The sequence below is a fragment of the uncultured Campylobacter sp. genome (assembly GCF_938017705.1).
GTDB lineage: Bacteria > Campylobacterota > Campylobacteria > Campylobacterales > Campylobacteraceae > Campylobacter_B.
Map to the genome: position 1 here is coordinate 1 of NZ_CALIIS010000235.1, position 17,560 is coordinate 17,560.

Consider the following 17,560-nt stretch of genomic DNA (forward strand, 5'->3'; position numbering starts at 1 on the left):
TGGTGTCCTGCGTTGGATTCGAACCAACGACCCCCTCATTAAAAGTGAGATGCTCTACCTACTGAGCTAGCAAGACATCGTAAGAAGTGGCGCGACGAATGGGGCTCGAACCCCCGACCTCCGCCGTGACAGGGCGGCATTCTAACCAGCTGAACTACCGTCGCACCAAAAATCACACTCGCAACGCAAGTGCTAAAGAAGTATGAAATCCAAGGATTTCAAAATGGTGGTCGCTGTAGGGATCGAACCTGCGACATCCACCTTGTAAGGGTGGCGCTCTACCAGCTGAGCTAAGCGACCGTTTGGGTTTAAAAAAGAAATGTGATTATATATCCAATACGATTAATTTTCACTTAAACAATGATGAAAAGGCTGAAATTGTGCTATACTTGCGACATAAAATTTTATCAAAGGCTCGGTAAATTTAGATGAAAAAGTTGCTTTTCGCCCTGTTTTTGGCGCTTCAAGCTCCCGCTTACTCGCCGAACGAGATCGTAAACGCCATCGCCGTAGTAGCGCAAAACGAAGGGGTAAAGCCTGAAATTTTATACACCATCGTCAAAATCGAAAGCGACTTCGAGCCCTACACGATCTCCTTTTTGACGAACAAAGCAAACGCCGATTATTTTGCAGGCCTGCGCAATCAAAATGTCCGCATCAAAACGAGCAACTATAGCCTAAATTCCAGCAAATGGGTCGTTACGATCATACCAGCAAACGAAATTTACGCCGTGCAGATCGCCAAGTACCTGTACGAGGACGGCTTTAGCATCGACGTAGGGCTCGGGCAGCTAAACGCCGTAAATTTCAGCCAAAATGAGATAGATTATATATTCAACCCGATGTACAACCTCACCAAATGCGCCAAAATCCTGCGTAAATGCTGGAACGCCAAAAATAAAAATATCAAAGACACGATCGAGTGCTACAACTACGGTATGCGAAAACGCTACTCAAACCCCTACTACAAGCGCTTTTACGAGCATTACGAGAAATTTTTCGGCAAGCCCTATTAAGAGTTAGCAAAATTTCGCTAAAATCGCGCAAATTTTAAAAAAGGATATTTCATGATACTGATCGCAGGACCCTGCGTGATCGAAAGCCGCGAGCTAATAATGAAAGTCGCGGAAAGTTTACGCAAATTTAACGAAATGAGCGGGGTGGAATTTTACTTTAAAAGCAGCTTCGATAAAGCCAACCGCACAAGCATCTCAAGCTTCCGCGGCCCGGGATTGCAGCGCGGCTGCGAAATTTTAGCCGAAGTAAAGGAAAAGTTCGGCTATAAAATTTTAACCGACATCCACGAAAGCTACCAGGCGGAGCCCGCCGCGCGCGTCGCCGACGTGCTGCAGATACCCGCGTTTTTGTGCCGCCAAACCGACCTACTCGTCTCCGCAGCCAGCACGCAAGCGGTAGTAAATATCAAAAAAGGTCAGTTTTTATCGCCGCAGGCAATGAAACACAGCGTCGAAAAGGTTCTGCAAACCCGCAGCGCACGGGCTTATACCCCGCAAAGCGGCGCGACATCTAGCGATACCGAAATTTGTAACGCGCAAAACAGCGCTCGAAGCGGTGCGAATGACGAATCTTCGGCACTAGGCGTGCAAAATTATTGCGGTGCGCGATTGGACGCGCAAAATTCCGCCCATGCTTGCGATGCTTCGAATGCTGCAAATTCTGCTCCAAACGCCGCGCAGCCGAGCGGCGACGGGATGCACGATCTGGCGCGCCGCTACGGCGTTTGGCTCACTGAGCGCGGTAGCACATTCGGCTACGGAAATTTGATCGTCGATATGCGCTCGCTGCCGATTATGCGCGAGTTTGCGCCGGTCATTTTCGACGCGACGCACAGCGTGCAGATGCCTAGTATCGGCGCTACGAGCGGCGGCGACTCGCGTTTCGTGCCGTATCTCGCGCGAGCGGCGGCGGCCGTGGGCGTGGACGGATTTTTTTACGAAACGCACCCCGATCCCGCCCACGCGCTTTCGGATGGACCGAATATGCTAAATTTAGAGCAGCTCGAGCACGTTGTCGCGCAGACGCTCGCGATTCAAAAAGCGCTAGGATTTTAGAGCGGGCGGCTACAAAATTTCAAATTGAGGCTAGCGAGTTTAAATTTTAATTTCGCACCGTTGCCCACGCTAGCCGCTTTTTTGCACTTTGTGCTAACAAATTTTATATTCACAAGGGCTTGCTTCAACCATAGCGAGTTCGCATATCGTGCGCTAAAAATTCAAATTTATCGCGCGACTATAAAATTTAGCGTATTTGTAAAATTTTAAACTCCACGCGCGCTTCATCAAACTTCGAGGCTTTGATAAAATTTATGCGGCATGCGCCTATCGCCCAGCGCGAGCGGGGCAATTTCGCGCCGCTAAATTTACAATTTTAAAAGCCTAGCGCGCAGAATTTAGCCATAAATTTTGCGCCAAATTTCGCAACCATCTGCGTAAAATTTAATGCAAATTTTACGCGCAAATTCCGGTTGTCCAAGCCGCCGCCGTGCGAACCGCCGCCGCAGAAAATTTAAGTCAAGATTAATGGGGCGGAGATATAATTCAAGCCTAAAATTCTTTTAAAGGATATTTATGGGTTACGTAGAGTCTAACCTTCTGAATGGCGAAAATGTAATTGCTAAAGCCAAAATTCACTGGGCGGTTTTTATCTCCGCTATCGTCATATTGATTCCCGCGATAGTTGGGATCATAAATAAAGACGATAGACTTTCATTCATATGCTTCGGCGGTTTTATAGCGGCGCTAATTCACGGGTTTATTGTTTTAAAGACAAATGAGCTCGCCATCACCAATCAGCGTATAATCGGCAAAAAGGGTCTTATCAGTCGCGAAACGGTGGAGCTAAAATATGAAAAAATCGAAAGCATATCCGTGGCGCAGAGTATTTTGGGGAGAATTTTAAAATTCGGCACCATAGTGGTGCGAGGTACCGGCGGCACGGCGGTTAGCTTCCAATTTGTCGCTAATCCAGTAGCGTTTAAAAACAAGGCGATGGAAAAGATCGGCTAGGCTTCGTCTTGCATATAAAATTTCAGCTAAATCATAAAATTTTACATCCCAAATTTATCTCAAAAATAAGTGCGATTGACTAAAATTAAAATTATATCCATCGCACTTTAAATTTTAATCTAAATAACGTAGCTCAATAAGCACTGTGTCGTTCTTTAAAATTCCAAAAAATTCATAGTCATATTAAGACACCACATTTAGTATTTTATCTAAAATTTTGTTTTTGTCGCTATAATGCAGCTTCTTGACCTTTTCGTCTAGTGGCTCAGGACGTTGCATTCTCAGTGCGAAAACGCGTGGTTCAAATCCCGCAAGGGTCGCCATTATGGACTTCTATACAAGCATCATAATTTTAAATGATAAATTTATCTATGATTTTATCATGGGCTTTCATATAGCCCGTTAGATTTCAAATAATAGATTTTATCCGCGATTTTATCGATGAAGCTTTTATCGTGCGAGACGATGATCTCGCTTACGTCAAGCTCCGCCAAAATCCCCGCCACGCGCTCCTGCATCGCCTCATCAAGCGCCGTCGTAGGCTCGTCCAGTAGCAGTATCCTAGGCTCGCACACCAGCGCGCCCGCAAGCGCCACCAGCTTTTTCTCGCCGCCGCTTAGATGAAAGGGCACTCGCTCGCGCAGATGCTCTATTCCCAAGCGTCGCAGCGTCTCCAGCGCCTTGCGCTCGATCTGCTCTTCGCTTAAAATTTCAAGCTTTTTTAGATGGTCGTTTTCGTTGCCCTGCCTTAAAATTTGCGCATTACGACCAAAAAATTTAGAAAAAATTCCACGCCTTTTCTCCGCATTTTGCGCTCGTTTTAGCCGCTCATTTTGCGCACGCAGGCTAAATGCGACGTCCTCAAACACGCTCGCGCACAAAAATTGATCGTCGCTGTTTTGAAACAAAAACCCGATCTCGTGGCGAAATTTTATAAAATCCTCCGCACACTCAAGCTTCTCGCCGAAAAGCTCGATCTCGCCCTCGCCCCATTGCCTTAGGCCGCCTAAAATTTGAAGCAGGCTCGTCTTGCCCTGCCCGTTCGCGCCCAAGATCGCCACTTTTTCCTTATGCCCTACGCTCAAATTTACACCGCGAAAAATTTCTCGCTCGCCGTTTTTAGCGCTTAAATCCAGCGCCTTAAGCGAGCAGCTCATAAGATAGCCCCGATTTTAACAGATACGCACGCCAGCACGAACGCCAAAAACGAGACCTCCGAGACGCTCAATCCCTCGCGACGTTCGTAAAATAGCCTACCGCAAAACCCTCGCGCGCTCATCACCATGCTTAAATTCCTTGCCTGCTCAAGTGCCGAAATCACTAAAATCCCGATCAAATTCGCATAAATTTTATAAGTGAAAATTCCGCTCGTCCCCACAAATCCGCGCATCCGCAAAAGAGCTTGCAGCCTTGCTAGATCCGAGCGTAAAAAATTTACGAATCGCCCGCAGCAATACACCAAAGAGCTTAGCTTTTCGCCGAGCCCGAGCCCGTAAAATCCGCGCGCGAAAAAATATTCATCCTTGCCGTAAAATAGCAAAATCGCAAACGCCATTATCAAATTCGCGCGCAAAAATATCACGCCCGCAAGCTCGTAGTTGCCGACTATGGCGGGGCTTAACGCGCTTAAAATAGCAAAGATATTTAATACCGCAAGCCTTGCACATACTGCGCGCGCAATCGAAATTTTAAGCGCAAAAAGAAGTAGCGGCGGGGCAAAAAACGCCGCGTAAAGCTGCTCGCTAAGTCCGACGCCGAAGCTGAAGATGAAAAACGCGAGCAGTGATACGGCGGGGCTCATTTGCGCGCTCTTTTCGCTAGCCACATCAAAGCAAAAAAGCCGAAAATCAAGGCCAAACAAAGCGCGATTTTAGGCGCCTCGGCAGGCTGGCTTTGAAACGCCATGCTTTGAATGTCATTTTTGGAGTTTTCTTTCGGCGAGATACTTTGGGAGGTGGAATTTTCCAAAAGCTCGGAAGTGCTTGAAATTTTATCTTCAGATACCCTGTCTTTAGGTGCGATATTTTTGGATGCGCTGCCTTCGGACGCGGAATTTTTAGCGGCGTTCAAATTTTGCGGCATAGGATTTTCAGAAACGTCAGAATTTTGTGGCGTGGAATTTTCAGGATCACCGGAATCCTGCGGCGTAAAGCCTTCGGCGCCAAATTCCATCTGTGCGCCGTGCCCTGCACCTCCGTAAATTTGAATAGTAAAATTTTTAGCGGGTATTCGTATGCTCGCAAGTCCCTCTTTATCGGTCCTAGTGCGCAAAATTTCGCGCCCATCCGCACTGATTAAAACTTCGCACTGCATGCAGGGAGAATTTTTATAAAAATAGCTATAAATCGCCACTCTATCGCCCTCTTGAGTTGCAAAAAGATGAAGCGCATGCGAAAATGCAAAGGAGCTCAAAACCGTTAAGAAAAATAGCGCTCTCATCGCCTCTGTCCGCCGTAAAATTTCGCAATAAAGCTAAGCGCAAAAAGAGTGATGATCCCTTCCAAAACAGCTAAGATTGCGCCTTCAAGCGAGATGAGCGTCGCGATAGCAAAAAACTCCCGCCCGCTGATGAAAAGCACGAGATCAAGAAGTAGCATCGAGCAGACGATCGGCACGAAACCTGCCAAAAATAGATAAATTTTTTGCATGCGCACTTTTAGCTCTTGCGCTTTTGCGGCGGCGGCAAAGAGCCCGCCCAAAACCGCCGGAAAGCCGATGACTGCGGTATTTACGCCGAGCACGCTAAGCCCTCCAAAGCCGAAAAATACCCCTTGCAAAAATAGCGCGACGAAAATCGCCAAGATCGCGCGCGAGCCCAAAAACGCGCCCACGAGCCCGCTTAGCATCAGGTGCATGGAGCTGACCCCCACGGGCAGGTGCACAAAAGATGCGACGAAAAACAGCGCGCTAAAACATGCGATCCTAGGGATTTCAGACTGCCTTACGCGCCATAAAATCGCCGCTACCGCAGGCGTCGTAACCGCCCAGCCGGCAAGCAGCACGGGCGCGCTCAAAACTCCTTCGCTAATGTGCACGGCTCGCCTCCTTTAAATCGCTCCCGTTTTTTAGACGCGCAAAAACGCGCGAAGTTTCTAAATTTAATAGCTTTTCGACCTTTGCGATAATTGCCTTGATTGCTACAGGTTTTTCCTTTGCAGCTTTAGTCGCGGCAAAATTTGCGGCTGTAAAACTCGCGGCTTGCGTCCTATCTGCGGCGGCTGTCAGCGCAAGACTCGGAACGGTCTCGGAGCTGCTTGCGGAACCAGTAAATTTGATAAATTTTACGGCTTGCATGGCGCAAGAATTTTCGCTTGCTACATTTGTAAGAGCGACAAGCGGATTTTGCGACGCAAAATTTAAAGCCCTGATCGATCTCGGCGCAGTGCTCGCGCGGCGAAACAGAGCTTGCGAAATTTTAAAAGGCAGGGCTTGTAAAATTTCAAAAAACGAAATTTTGCGCGCCGATATTTTACGTTCGTAAATCCACGGGTATGGAATTTTACGGCTCGAAGCTACTAAGAGCGAATTTCTACCGAGCAAAATTTTACGCAGCAGAGCTTCGTTACTTAAAATTTTACTCGGCGGAATTTTGCCATTTAAAATTTTAACTGCAGAATTCGATGGAAATTTTACGTCGCCAAGCAAAACGCGCGAAAATAAAATTTCAAAGCCCTGCCCAAGCGTAAATTTAAATTTATCCGTAGCCGCGCAAATTTCGCCCAAAAAAAGAGATCTCACCGAGCCGCTCCCCTATTTTTTCAGCTCGTCTGCTTTGATCCAAAGCACGGCTCCCAGCTCATTTACGGGCTGCTCGCTTCCTTTGGCGGCTTCCTCCTCGCTAAGAGCCGCAAAGCCCCACCAGCCGGCAACCGGCATCACGAAGCTAAACTCGCCCGCGCCGTTGGTTTTAACGACCTGCGTGACATGCGCCTCGCTAGGGGCTTTGTAGCCTTTATCGTTATATAGCTCGATCTCTACGTCCGCGCCTGGGACGGGTCTTCCGTGCAATAAAAAAACTCCGCTAAATATCTCGCCTGTATACAGCGCATAAGGCCGCACGAGCGGTACGATCTCCGCCTCTAGCCCGAGCGGCTTATCCCAGCCTTCGCCCGCGCCGTAAGCATCAACATAGGTTTTGGTGATATGGCGGATCATCTTGCGCTCAGCCGGCTCGGCATATGGTTTCGGATCGAAATAAAACGCCAAAAGCGATGGCTTGTCAGCTTTAAATTCCGCCGCAAAATAGGAATTTTCGCCCTTTTTCTGCTCTTTTAGGCTGCCTAGGAGCGATTTTTTCTCACCATCAATAAAAACGCCGAATTCTGCGGGCTTTTGTAGATTCATAGACTCCTGTAAAAACGGATGGGAGAATTCCAAATTTAGCTTTAAAGTAGCATCTTTTTTGTCCTCTACGACATTTTTATCCGTCGTAAGAATACCAAAATGCGCGAACGCAAGGCTCGCCGCGAAAATTCCTAAAAAAGCAAATTTTGCTTTCATGTAATACCTTTCATAATAAAATATTACGGAATTGTATCACTTTTTTCATCCGTATTGCTTAAATGTGGGTTTATTTTGAGTATTTAAAGCAAACTTTAGTTAAAATATCGCAATTTAAATTACCAAAAAGAGGCAGAAAATGATAAATTTAAAACTTATCGAGACGAATTTCGACGAATTTAATAAAAAACTCATCGCCAAAAAAGTCCCGCCGCAAACCCTGCAAACGCTACTAGATGTCTACAACGAGCTAAAATCCAAAAAGACGGAGTTAGAGAACCTTCAAGCCGTGCAAAATGCAAAGAGTAAGGAGCTCGGCCTCGCCGCGCGCGAGGGCAGAGACGTGGGCGCGCTAAAATCGCAGCTTGAGGAAAACAAGCAAAAGATCCAAAGCCTAAGCGAGCTTGTAAATGAGCGCGAGCAAAGCTTAGAAGCGATCGCCGCGTGCGTGCCGAATATCATCGACGACGACGTGCCGATCGGTGCGGACGAGAACGAAAACGTCTGTATCAAAAAGGTGCTTGATCCGCGCGCATTCGACTTCGCGCCCAAGCAGCACTTCGAGCTCGGCGAGGCGCTGGGATGGCTTGATTTCGAGCGCGGCGTCAAACTCAGCGGCAGCCGCTTTACCGCAATCAGAGGTCTTGGCGCGAAGCTGAATATGGCTCTCATCAATTACATGATCGAATTTAATAACTCACGCGGCTTCGAGCTCGTAAATATGCCGTTTTTGGTGCGCGATCAGATCCTCTACGGCACGGGCCAGCTGCCTAAATTTAAAGACGACCTCTACCGCGTTGACGACGAGGAGCAAAACCTCTACCTCATCCCTACGAGCGAGGTTACGGCGACGAATCTCTTTAACGATGAAATTTTACGCAGCGAGGAGCTGCCGATCAAGCTCACCAGCTACAGCCACTGCTTTCGCAAGGAGGCGGGCTCGGCGGGGCGCGATACGCGCGGCATGATCCGCCAGCACCAGTTCGAAAAGGTCGAACTCGTCGCCATCACGCGCCCCGAAGATAGCGCAAAGATGCTTGAGGAGATGATTTCATGCGCGAGCGATCTGCTAGCTAGCCTTGGCCTTCCGCACAGACACATGCTGCTTTGCAGCGGCGATCTGGGCTTTAGCGCCGCAAAGACCGTGGATTTGGAGGTTTGGCTGCCGGGACAGAACCAATACAGAGAGATCAGCTCGATCAGCAACTGCCGCGATTTTCAGGCGCGCAGAGCCAAGATCCGTTTCAAAGACGGCAAGAAAAACAGCCTCGTTCACACGTTAAACGGCTCCTCGCTCGCGGTCGGCCGTACGCTGATTGCGGTGATGGAAAACTACCAGCGCAAGGACGGCAGCATCGAAATTCCGCGCGTTTTAGAAAAATATATGTAGGCGGCCCGTGCGAAAGCTTTGGAAAAACCCAAATTCTAACACCCGCTTCGCAGCCGCTGGATTTTGCGCGGTAAAATTTATGGATCGCGGCGTTAAATTTTATAAAGCTAGATTGCGCGAGACGGATTTTTTAACTCGCGCTGCAGAATTGTACGGCACGAAATTTCACGAGATAAAGCTCCAGACGCCAAATTCAGAGCTTAAAATGAAATTTGGCGAAGTGAAATTTGGCGGGGTAAAATTCCGCGGCGACGCGCTTTTCAAATTTGCCGCCGCAAAAGGGCTGCGACGCAGTCCTAGCCTTTGCGCCGCGCCGCAAAACGCGAGATTTTTTGAAACAAAATTTGGCGAAGCGGAATTTTACAGCGTAAAATTTCATAAAGCAAGATTGTGCCGCGCAAAATTTTATGCCGCGGAATTTGCGGCGAAGGGCGAGAAATTTTGCGGCGCGAAACGGCGCGGAGCAGGCGCGTGAAAATCGCGCTTTTCGGCGGCAGTTTCGATCCGCCGCACGCAGGACACGACGCCGCGGTAAGGGCGATCTTATCCGCCCTAAAGCCCGATTTGCTGGTCATAATGCCGTCGTTTCTAAACCCGTTTAAAAAGAGCTTTTCGGCGCCTCCGCAGCTGCGGCTAAAATGGTGCCGCGCGCTGTGGAGCGACGCCCCACACGTGGAGGTGAGCGATTATGAAATTTCGCAAAACGTGCCGGTACCCACGATACAAAGCGTGAAATTTCTGCTCGAAAAACATGGCGGAAACAGCAAAATCGCAGCAGAGACGGCGGTTGAAATGGGTAAAATTCTGCAAGGCAGCACGGCGGATCAAATTTCGGTCGGCAGTGAAAGCGAAACGGGCGGGATTTCACAAAGTAAGGTAGGTAAAATTCCTCGCGACGGCACGAGTGAGGCGGGCAGCGCAGGAGATGCTAGCGAAACACGAAGCGTAGATAAAATTTCAAATACGGACGAAGTTTCAAATGTCGCCGCAAATAGAATGTCTAATGTCGTCATGAGCGAGGTTTCAAACTCCGCCGGAGATAAAATCTTAAGCGCGAGCAGAATTCCGAACGCCGCCCGGAACGAAATTTCAGACGTTGTCAAAATTCCGAATGCTGGGCGGAACGAAATTTCAGATGCAGGCAGAATTTCAAGTGCCGCCTCAAGTGAAATTTTAAACGCCGTCACAGGCAAATTTTCAAGCGCAAGCGAAATTCCAAGCGGTAATGCGAATTGCATGGCTGACGCAGGCGGCGCAAATTGCGTGGGTAGCGCAAATAGCGCAGGTGACGCAGGTGACGCAAATGACATGGATGACGCAAGCGATGCGAGCGGAGCAGACATAGCACCAAAGCTCTACATCGTCGTGGGGGCCGACAACCTATCAGAGCTTCATAAATGGCGCGACTTTAGCGAGATGCAGAAATTAGCGGAGTTTGTCGTGCTTACGCGGCCCGGCTACGAGATCCCGCGGCAGTGGGCGAGCCTAAAGCGGATCGAGATTGCCGTAGATGCGAGCTCAAGCGGTTTTAGGCGAGATTTCAAAGGCGAAATCCCGCCCAAGATCGCAGCAGAGGTCATAAAATTTTATAAAAGGAAAGATATGCAAGATCCAAAGCAAAGGGCGGAGCGGATCGCCGAAATTTTAAACGAAAAGAAAGCCGAAGACGTCCAGATCATCGATATGGAGGGGCGCGAATATATCGCAAAATTCGTAGTTATCGCTACTACGCTAACCGCCCGCCACGCCGCCTCGCTCATCGAGGAGCTAAAAAGCGTGCTCAAGCCGCTTGGGGAGGAGTTTTTGGCTATCGAAAGCGGCGATGAGTGGAGCGTCGTCGATCTCGGCGACATCATAGTCCATCTCATCAGCGAGACTTACCGCGCCAAATACAATATCGAGGACTTCCTCGACAAGCTCAAAAAAGAGCAATTTTAAGGAGGAAGCGTGCCGAGACAGACCTGGAGCAGCAAGCTCACATATATCTTAACCGTCGCAGGCGCCACGATCGGCTTTGGCTGCACGTGGCGGTTTCCGTATTTAGTCGGCGAAAATGGTGGCGGCGCCTACGTGCTCGTGTTTTGCATCGCGATGATCGTGCTTGGGATCCCGATGATCTTGGTAGAAAACGTCATCGGACGCCGCGCGCTAAGAAACTGCGTCGATGCCTTCACGGCGCCTAAAAAGGACGGCTCGCGCATAAAGCCAGCATGGAAAATCGTAGGCATCATGGGCGTAATCGGCGCGTTTGGAATTTTGGCCTATTATATGGTTCTTGGCGGCTGGGTGCTAACCTATATCGTAAACATCGTAAGCGGCAACTTCGACCTCTCCGCGCGGATCACCGACCCCGCATTTACGCAAAAATTCTACGCAGATCACATCGAAAATAGCCCACTCGGCGTCGGAGCTTACACGCTCGTTTTCATAGCGATCAACTGGTATATTTTGAAAAACGGCATCATCGAGGGGATCGAAAAATTTGTAAAATTTCTAATGCCCGCGCTATTTTTATGCTTCATCGCCGTAATTCTTACAAATTTAACGCTTGAGGGCGCAAAGGAAGGCGTGAAATTTTATCTCGGCGTCGATTTTGCAAAGATTACGCCCAAGCTCTTAATCGACGTTTTGGGACAGGTCTTTTTTGCGCTCTCACTCGGTTTCGGCGTGATGATCACGCTATCAAGCTTTTTAAACAAAGACGAAAAGCTGATGCAAACGGCCACCATCACCGCGGTCGTAAACACCCTCATCGCCGTGCTTGCCGGCTTTATGATCTTCCCGTCGCTCTTTAGCGCGGGGCTTGAGCCGAGCAGCGGCTCGTCGCTGGTTTTTAAGAGCCTGCCGATCGCGTTTTCGCACATGCCGTTCGGCAACGCCGTCGCGGTGGTCTTTCTCTCGATTTTGCTCATCGCCGCGCTTACGACGTCGATCACGATCTATCAGGTCATCATAAATTTCGTCGAGGAACGCTTCGGCTTTTCAACGTTAAAGGCGGTAAATTTAACGCTCGGCGGCGTCTTCGTGCTCGGCAACCTACCCTGCATACTCTCAAGCAGCGTGCTTGCGGACGTTAAAATTCTGGGGCGCTCGGTTTTTGATGCCTTCGACTTCGTAAGCGCGAACGTATTTTTCGTGCTTACGGCGCTTCTGTGCTGCATCTACGTGGGCTGGGTGCTGAAAAAGGACGCGATCTACGAGCTCACCAACGAAGGCGATTTGAGCGCAAGGCTCGCGGGAGTTTGGTTTTTGTACGTCAAATTTATCCTGCCGCTTATCATCGCGGTGATCTTCGGATACGGGATTTTCGGCTAAATTTAAAACCGCGAGAGTTTTAAATTTTAAATTTACCCGCGGCGGTGCGGCGGAATTTTAAAATTTCATTCGCTGCCTTACCCGCACTGCGGCGTGAGTTTTTACGCGATGCTGCACGCTGCGATATGTTTTGTGCTAAGGCGCGTAGAAATTTTAAAATTTTATCTGCACGCGCCGTATAAGCGTGATGATAATCGCAAAAAGACGCGGCGGAATTTTAAAATTTCATTTGCCGCCGCACCTTAAAATTTCCGCGACAGGCTCGCGATAAATTTAAAATTTAGCCGCAATTTAGGGGTTTGTAATGCTTCTGTTTTTTCTTACGATCTTCCCGATATCGCTGATGCCGGGCATCAACATGACCTATGCGCTAAATCTCGGCATCGCGCGCGGCTATCTTAGGGCGCTGCCTGCGCTGCTGGCGCAGGTGCTAGGCGTTGCAGCCGTGGCGCTTGCGTGCATATTCGGCGTCGCGGGCATTCTGCTTGCACACCCTGCGGCGCTTAGCACGATTAAAATTTTAGGCGGCGCGTATATTTTCTATCTGGGCGTCGCGACCTTTTTAGCGCGCGGAAATTTTAAGCTACAAAAACAGAAGCGCAGCGAAAATATCTTCCTGCAAGGCCTCGTAGTCGCGGTCTCAAACCCCAAGGCGTGGATATTTTTTACCGCGCTCTTTCCGCCATTTTTGGATGCGGACAATCTTTTCGGCGCGCGCACCTTCGCCCTCGTCGCTACGCTGTGCGTAAGCGAAAGCATCTGCCTTAGCATCTACGCGCTGGGCGGAGCGGTGCTAAAAAATCTGCTGAAAACCCACCTGAAATACCTCGAAATTTTCTGCTCGGTGCTGATGTGCGCGATCGGGCTGTGGATGATTTTGGGCTAAAATTTTGATTAAATTTAGCACCGAGCTTTGATAGAATTTTTAAATTTAAAAGATAGATTGAAAAGAAATATTGCTGCGGCTAAATTCCGAGACAAATCCCGAAATTTAGCCGCTAGCTTTGAATTAAAATTTTAAGCGATCGACCGCGTACGCTAAACGACGCGGCAATTATCGTCCGTAGCGAACCCTACAGCGCGTTTAGGCGGTTTTGGCTTTGTGTAGCATCACCGCATCCCGTCCCGCGCCGCATCCACTTAAATTTTAAAATTTAATCTCTGCCGTGAAGCTCGTCGATGTAAAATTTCACCGAGCCGAGACCCTCTTTTTTAGCCCATTCATAGGCGCTTGAGACGAACTCCCAGTTGATACCCGCGTAGAATTTCTCCAGATATTTCGGGCGCGCGTTGTACTCGTCGATGTAATACGCGTGCTCCCAAACGTCCACGACTAGAAGCGGCACGAGCCCTTCGGTCACCGGCGTGGCGGCGTTCTGGGTTGCTTTGATGCAAAGCTTGCCCGATTTGGGATCGTAAGCGAGCCACACCCAGCCTGAGCCGAAATGCGCCGTAGCAGCGGCCAAAAACTCGCTTTTAAAATCCGCGAAATTTTCCGCTAGCGCCGATTTTAGCTCCGCGGAAGGCTCACTAGGCTTTGCGATGCAATCCCAGTAAAAATCGTGGTTGTAAACCTGCGCTGCGTTATTGAAAAGCCCGCCGCTAGCCGCCGTTACGATCTCGTAAAGCCCCTTGCCCGCAAACTCGCTCGATTCGGTAAGTTTATTTAAATTTGCCACATAGGTCGCGTGGTGCTTGCCGTGGTGATAATCACAGGTTTGCTTGCTTACGACCGCGTTGTGCGCCGCATCGAACGGCAACTCTCTAAGTTTAAACATCTTTCTCTCCTTGAAATGATTTGGAGCGATTATAGCCAAAAATTTCTAAACGAATAATAAAATTTATTATTTAGGATTAATTTTAAGACGAATTTCAATCTAAGCCATCGCAATCGCGCTTTAAATTTAAAATTTAAGTGGTTTATTAACGCCGAAGCTTTGCTTTACCCTCATCGGAGCGCTTTTTGTGCGCGACCGGGCGTACGGATTTAAGCGCTCTACCGGTACGCATAAATCGCTACTTACCGTCATCTGCGCGATTGCGAACTTTTTATATTTATGCTTGCTTTTAAATACATAGCGCTGCGCTCGCATACGTCCTATATACGGGGCTCGGCACGCTTTTTATCGCTTCACTCTAAACGATCGTCGCGCTAGAAGAGGACTCGGAGGTGAGCCTGCTTCGCATATTTTAATACTCATGCTAAGTATGTACAGGTATCGGCACGATCGATGCCGTGATCTTAGGCATATTCGTCCGCCGCGAGAAATTTCTGGCGCGCAAAGCGCTTGTTATTTCTCATAATTTCAAGCGCCGCGATGCTGAAATTAATTTAGAATTTTGGCGAATTTAGCTAAGCTTAGCACTAAATTTAACGCAAAGGAAAACCATGAAAATCATCGAAGGCTCGCTTGCTCTTAAGGGCAGTGAAAAGATCCTAATCATCAACGCCCGCTTCAACCACATCATCACCGATCGCCTAGTCGAGGGGGCGCACGATGCGTTTTTGCGCCACGGCGGCAAGGAGGAAAATTTAAGCCTGATGCTGGTGCCTGGCGCTTTTGAGATCCCGCTTGCGCTTGAAAAGGCGCTAAGCTCCAAGCTCTACGACGCCGTCGTCTGCCTAGGCGCGGTGATCCGCGGCTCTACTCCGCATTTTGACTACGTAAGCGCCGAAGTAAGCAAAGGTATCGCAAACACTATGCTAAAATACGGCGCACCCGTGACTTTCGGCGTGCTGACTACCGATAATATCGAGCAAGCGATCGAGCGAGCAGGCTCAAAGGCCGGCAACAAGGGCTTTGAAGCAATGAGCGGTGCGATCGAGCTTCTAAGCCTATTTCGCAACATAAAGGCGTAAAATGGCCACCAGACACCAAGCCAGGCTCGCTGCGATCTCGCTGCTCTACTCCCAGGATATGAACGGCGGCGGCGAGGACTTTGCGGACGAGTATTTGGAGGAGAAGCGCATTCGCAACGAGCAGCGCAACTGGACGCTGGCACTTCTGCGCGGCGCTAGCGAAAATCTCGCCGCGGTCGATGCGCTGATAGACGAAAATTTAAAGGAATTTAAGCTCGCCGAAATTTCGGCTCTGGAGCGCGCGATACTGCGGCTCGGGGCGTATGAGTTACGCTTTACGGACACCGATGCGGGCATTGTCATCAACGAAGCGATCAACTCCGCCAAGGAGCTTGGCATCTCGCCAAAGTTTATAAACGGCGTGCTGGACGCCCTAAAAGACAGCCCCGTAAACATCGCGGCGGATAAAATTTCCAAGCCAAATACAGCGGCGGGCGAAAATTCTGGGCTCGCTGCGGAGGCAGTCAAAAATTTTAAGCCTGCTGCGGCGGAAAGCTCCGCCGTTTCGGACAGGGACGATACGGCGAAAAATTTCATCCCCGCAGGCGCGGACGGCGAGACAAAAAATTTTACTAAGACAAAGAGGAGTGGCACGCCGAAAAATTCTACGGCGAGCAGAAGTAGACCGTCTAAAAAGCCCGCTAATTTGAAAACTCGCAGCGCATCCGCAAAAAAATCCGAAGCCGCCGCGAGCAAAAAATTTAAAACGGAGAGAAATTTCAAGACCAAAGATAAATTTAAGACGGAGAAAACGGGCAAAAATTTCAAAACGGACGAGCGAGGTAAAAATTTTAAGGCAGGCGAACGAGGCAAAGACGCCGCGCCGAAAAAAGAGGGCGTGGATAGAAATTTCAGAGTCGGCAAAAGCACAGCACCGAAAAAGGGCGCTGCGGGTAAAAATACTGCGCCGAAAAGTAGCGCTGGGCGCAAAAGCTCTACTGCGCCGAAAAAATCTGCGGGCGGCGGAGGCACCGTCTCGAAAAGACCTGCGGGCAGCAAAGGCGCAGTACGCGGCAAGGATAAACGGTGAAGCTATGCGTCGCGCTTGATCTGGGCTCAAAGCAGCAGTGCTTACAGTTAGCGGAGGGACTTGCGGATTTTGCGGATAAAATTTGGCTAAAAGTGGGCTTGCGAGCCTATTTGCGTGACGGAGCAGCCTTTGTGGAGGAGCTAAAAAAGCTCGGAAATTTTAAAATTTTCCTCGATTTAAAGCTTTATGATATCCCAAATACGATGGCGGACGCCGCCGAGGAGATCGCTAAAATCGGCGTAGATATGATAAACGTGCATGCAAGCAGCGGCAAGCGCGCGATGGCTACGGTGATGGAGCGACTGGATAGGCTAGCTTCGCGTCCGCTAGTGCTTGCGGTCTCTGCGCTAACTAGTTTTGACGAGATGGAATTTAGCGCGGTTTACGAGCAAAATTTAAGCGACGCCGTGCGCAAATTTAGCGTGATGAGCTACGAAGCGGGGCTTGACGGCATGGTCTGCTCTGCTTACGAGAGCCGCCTGATAAAGGACGCAACGAGCACAAATTTTATCACGCTCTGCCCGGGCGTGAGGCCGTTTGGCGAGAGTGCGGGGGATCAAAAGCGAGTGGCGGATCTGGGCGTCGCGAGCGAGGCGGGGGCTGATTTTATCGTGGTCGGTCGCCCGATCTATCAGGCGCAAAACCCGTGCGAAATTTGCGAGCGGATTTTGGATCAAATTTAACGCTCGAGCTCGTGTAAAATTTGGCGTAAAATCATTTTAAGCATGGTTTTCGCGCGCAAGAAATTTTAATTAAATCATCGTAAAAGCGCGACTTGGACGGTGACTTCGCGCAGCAGCGAGATAAAATTTAGCGAGCTTCGTAGCGCAGGAATGAAATTTTAAATTTCATCCAAAGCGGCAGGCTTGGCGGAGCTTAAAAGAAATTTGAGGAAAATTTGAGCGATTTTAAGAAAATCCCATATGTCGGTGAGGCGACAGAGGCGGATCTGCTGGCGCTGGGCTACGAGGATATCGCTTCGCTAAAGGGCGCAGATCCGGACGAGATGTATGAGCGCACAAGGGCGCTTGGGCGTGGCAGCGACAAGTGCATCCTCTACGTTTACCGCATGGTTTGCTACTATGCCAGCACGCCGCACCCCGACAAAGCCAAGCTGAAATGGTGGCTTTGGAAGGATTAAATTTACGAATTTGACCCGCGCCGTTTATAAATTTAAACGGATTTGCTAGCGACCGACGCGGCTGTATCTGCAGCACGAAACAGCGGTACAAATTTTAAACGCGAGTTTTACGAGCACAATGCGATAAAGCGGCGCAAAAAGCGTAAATTTTACGGGCGCGGCGTAGTGGCTAGCGCAAAGTACAAACATAGCCGCAATATGAAATTTTGATTTATTCACAGGCACGCTTTGCGATGAAGCGGCCTGCACGAAATATAAAATCCCGCCGATTTCTGGCAAGCGCGCGCCAAGCCGTATA

At 49.3% G+C, this 17,560-nt stretch carries 19 protein-coding genes, 4 tRNA genes and 1 pseudogene; 13 read left to right on the top strand and 11 right to left on the bottom strand.

Annotated features, from left to right (window positions below; all coding sequences use genetic code 11):
- From Q0605_RS10745 to Q0605_RS10755, 3 genes are all read right to left on the bottom strand, one after another.
- Positions 1 to 76: transfer RNA gene (locus Q0605_RS10745), tRNA-Lys, on the bottom strand.
- An 11-nt stretch (positions 77 to 87) separates the two neighbouring features.
- Positions 88 to 164, bottom strand: a tRNA-Asp gene (locus tag Q0605_RS10750).
- 60 nt (positions 165 to 224) lie between these two features.
- Positions 225 to 300 (bottom strand) — tRNA-Val (locus tag Q0605_RS10755).
- A gap of 128 nt (positions 301 to 428) precedes the next feature.
- Here Q0605_RS10755 and Q0605_RS10760 point away from each other — a divergent pair.
- The 4 genes from Q0605_RS10760 to Q0605_RS10775 all read left to right on the top strand — a co-directional run bounded on the left by Q0605_RS10760 (position 429) and on the right by Q0605_RS10775 (position 3,349).
- Positions 429 to 1,016 (top strand): transglycosylase SLT domain-containing protein, encoded by a 588-nt coding sequence (locus Q0605_RS10760; protein WP_298706860.1) that lies wholly within the window; start codon positions 429 to 431, stop codon positions 1,014 to 1,016.
- 51 nt (positions 1,017 to 1,067) lie between these two features.
- Complete coding sequence (locus tag Q0605_RS10765; RefSeq protein ID WP_298706861.1) at positions 1,068 to 2,072, top strand: 3-deoxy-8-phosphooctulonate synthase; 1,005 nt, start codon at positions 1,068 to 1,070, stop codon at positions 2,070 to 2,072.
- A gap of 516 nt (positions 2,073 to 2,588) precedes the next feature.
- Entirely contained in the window at positions 2,589 to 3,026 is a 438-nt protein-coding gene (locus Q0605_RS10770) for a PH domain-containing protein (RefSeq protein ID WP_298706862.1), read from the top strand.
- A 246-nt stretch (positions 3,027 to 3,272) separates the two neighbouring features.
- A tRNA-Glu gene (locus Q0605_RS10775) sits at positions 3,273 to 3,349 on the top strand.
- 57 nt (positions 3,350 to 3,406) lie between these two features.
- Here Q0605_RS10775 and Q0605_RS10780 read toward each other — a convergent pair.
- Genes Q0605_RS10780 through Q0605_RS10805 form a run of 6 tightly spaced genes read right to left on the bottom strand, consistent with a single transcriptional unit; the run spans position 3,407 to position 7,526 of the window.
- Entirely contained in the window at positions 3,407 to 4,183 is a 777-nt protein-coding gene (locus Q0605_RS10780) for an ABC transporter ATP-binding protein (RefSeq protein WP_298706863.1), read from the bottom strand.
- Entirely contained in the window at positions 4,180 to 4,827 is a 648-nt protein-coding gene (locus Q0605_RS10785; RefSeq protein WP_298706864.1) for an energy-coupling factor transporter transmembrane component T, read from the bottom strand. The genes Q0605_RS10780 and Q0605_RS10785 overlap by 4 nt, the downstream gene beginning before the upstream one ends.
- On the bottom strand, positions 4,824 to 5,465 hold the full coding sequence (locus Q0605_RS10790; protein WP_298706865.1) for a hypothetical protein: 642 nt from the start codon (positions 5,463 to 5,465) through the stop codon (positions 4,824 to 4,826). The genes Q0605_RS10785 and Q0605_RS10790 overlap by 4 nt, the downstream gene beginning before the upstream one ends.
- Positions 5,462 to 6,061 (bottom strand): cobalt transporter CbiM, encoded by a 600-nt coding sequence (gene cbiM, locus Q0605_RS10795; protein ID WP_298706866.1) that lies wholly within the window; start codon positions 6,059 to 6,061, stop codon positions 5,462 to 5,464. The genes Q0605_RS10790 and cbiM overlap by 4 nt, the downstream gene beginning before the upstream one ends.
- Positions 6,051 to 6,764: a hypothetical protein gene (locus tag Q0605_RS10800; protein ID WP_298706867.1), complete on the bottom strand. Its 714-nt coding sequence runs from the start codon at positions 6,762 to 6,764 to the stop codon at positions 6,051 to 6,053. Before Q0605_RS10800 ends, cbiM begins: the two co-directional genes overlap by 11 nt.
- Before the next feature lie 12 nt (positions 6,765 to 6,776).
- The gene (locus Q0605_RS10805; protein WP_298706868.1) at positions 6,777 to 7,526 is read right to left on the bottom strand and encodes a DUF4198 domain-containing protein; all 750 of its coding nucleotides are present in this window, start codon (positions 7,524 to 7,526) and stop codon (positions 6,777 to 6,779) included.
- Between the two features lie 139 nt (positions 7,527 to 7,665).
- Between Q0605_RS10805 and serS the strand changes: the two genes are divergently transcribed.
- The 5 genes from serS to Q0605_RS10830 all read left to right on the top strand — a co-directional run bounded on the left by serS (position 7,666) and on the right by Q0605_RS10830 (position 13,117).
- Positions 7,666 to 8,916 carry a serine--tRNA ligase gene (gene serS, locus Q0605_RS10810; RefSeq protein ID WP_298706869.1) on the top strand — a complete coding sequence of 417 codons (1,251 nt, stop codon included), beginning with the start codon at positions 7,666 to 7,668 and terminating at the stop codon, positions 8,914 to 8,916.
- A gap of 7 nt (positions 8,917 to 8,923) precedes the next feature.
- Positions 8,924 to 9,391 (top strand): hypothetical protein, encoded by a 468-nt coding sequence (locus Q0605_RS10815; RefSeq protein WP_298706870.1) that lies wholly within the window; start codon positions 8,924 to 8,926, stop codon positions 9,389 to 9,391.
- Positions 9,388 to 10,854 (top strand): ribosome silencing factor, encoded by a 1,467-nt coding sequence (gene rsfS, locus Q0605_RS10820; RefSeq protein WP_298706871.1) that lies wholly within the window; start codon positions 9,388 to 9,390, stop codon positions 10,852 to 10,854. Before Q0605_RS10815 ends, rsfS begins: the two co-directional genes overlap by 4 nt.
- Positions 10,855 to 10,863: 9 nt before the next feature.
- Positions 10,864 to 12,231, top strand: coding sequence for a sodium-dependent transporter (locus tag Q0605_RS10825; RefSeq protein ID WP_298706872.1), 1,368 nt, complete (start codon positions 10,864 to 10,866; stop codon positions 12,229 to 12,231).
- 304 nt (positions 12,232 to 12,535) lie between these two features.
- Positions 12,536 to 13,117 (top strand): LysE family translocator, encoded by a 582-nt coding sequence (locus tag Q0605_RS10830; protein ID WP_298706873.1) that lies wholly within the window; start codon positions 12,536 to 12,538, stop codon positions 13,115 to 13,117.
- Positions 13,118 to 13,385: 268 nt separating this feature from the next.
- Here Q0605_RS10830 and sodB read toward each other — a convergent pair whose 3' ends face one another.
- Complete coding sequence (sodB, locus tag Q0605_RS10835; RefSeq protein WP_298706874.1) at positions 13,386 to 14,009, bottom strand: superoxide dismutase [Fe]; 624 nt, start codon at positions 14,007 to 14,009, stop codon at positions 13,386 to 13,388.
- 611 nt (positions 14,010 to 14,620) lie between these two features.
- Between sodB and ribH the strand changes: the two genes are divergently transcribed.
- The 4 genes and pseudogenes from ribH to Q0605_RS10855 all read left to right on the top strand — a co-directional run bounded on the left by ribH (position 14,621) and on the right by Q0605_RS10855 (position 17,262).
- The gene (gene ribH, locus Q0605_RS10840; RefSeq protein WP_295152917.1) at positions 14,621 to 15,091 is read left to right on the top strand and encodes a 6,7-dimethyl-8-ribityllumazine synthase; all 471 of its coding nucleotides are present in this window, start codon (positions 14,621 to 14,623) and stop codon (positions 15,089 to 15,091) included.
- A 1-nt stretch (position 15,092) separates the two neighbouring features.
- Positions 15,093 to 15,467 (top strand): annotated as a pseudogene (gene nusB, locus Q0605_RS10845) (transcription antitermination factor NusB); the annotation flags it as partial.
- Between the two features lie 650 nt (positions 15,468 to 16,117).
- Positions 16,118 to 16,804, top strand: a complete 687-nt coding sequence (pyrF, locus tag Q0605_RS10850; protein ID WP_363317220.1) for an orotidine-5'-phosphate decarboxylase — start codon at positions 16,118 to 16,120, stop codon at positions 16,802 to 16,804.
- A 215-nt stretch (positions 16,805 to 17,019) separates the two neighbouring features.
- Complete coding sequence (locus tag Q0605_RS10855; RefSeq protein ID WP_298706875.1) at positions 17,020 to 17,262, top strand: helix-hairpin-helix domain-containing protein; 243 nt, start codon at positions 17,020 to 17,022, stop codon at positions 17,260 to 17,262.
- Positions 17,263 to 17,307: 45 nt separating this feature from the next.
- Here the strand turns inward: Q0605_RS10855 and Q0605_RS10860 are convergent.
- Positions 17,308 to 17,560 (bottom strand): hypothetical protein (locus Q0605_RS10860; protein ID WP_298706876.1); only part of this gene is annotated, 253 nt, incomplete at its 5' end.

Excerpts from the sequence above, each read along its gene's own strand:
- Q0605_RS10760 (WP_298706860.1), top strand. The coding sequence starts at position 429 with ATGAAAAAGTTGCTTTTCGCCCTGTTTTTGGCGCTTCAAGCTCCCGCT.
- Q0605_RS10765 (WP_298706861.1), top strand. The coding sequence starts at position 1,068 with ATGATACTGATCGCAGGACCCTGCGTGATCGAAAGCCGCGAGCTAATA.
- Q0605_RS10770 (WP_298706862.1), top strand. The coding sequence starts at position 2,589 with ATGGGTTACGTAGAGTCTAACCTTCTGAATGGCGAAAATGTAATTGCT.
- Q0605_RS10780 (WP_298706863.1), bottom strand. The coding sequence starts at position 4,183 with ATGAGCTGCTCGCTTAAGGCGCTGGATTTAAGCGCTAAAAACGGCGAG.
- Q0605_RS10785 (WP_298706864.1), bottom strand. The coding sequence starts at position 4,827 with ATGAGCCCCGCCGTATCACTGCTCGCGTTTTTCATCTTCAGCTTCGGC.
- Q0605_RS10790 (WP_298706865.1), bottom strand. The coding sequence starts at position 5,465 with ATGAGAGCGCTATTTTTCTTAACGGTTTTGAGCTCCTTTGCATTTTCG.
- Q0605_RS10805 (WP_298706868.1), bottom strand. The coding sequence starts at position 7,526 with ATGAAAGCAAAATTTGCTTTTTTAGGAATTTTCGCGGCGAGCCTTGCG.
- serS (WP_298706869.1), top strand. The coding sequence starts at position 7,666 with ATGATAAATTTAAAACTTATCGAGACGAATTTCGACGAATTTAATAAA.
- Q0605_RS10830 (WP_298706873.1), top strand. The coding sequence starts at position 12,536 with ATGCTTCTGTTTTTTCTTACGATCTTCCCGATATCGCTGATGCCGGGC.
- sodB (WP_298706874.1), bottom strand. The coding sequence starts at position 14,009 with ATGTTTAAACTTAGAGAGTTGCCGTTCGATGCGGCGCACAACGCGGTC.
- ribH (WP_295152917.1), top strand. The coding sequence starts at position 14,621 with ATGAAAATCATCGAAGGCTCGCTTGCTCTTAAGGGCAGTGAAAAGATC.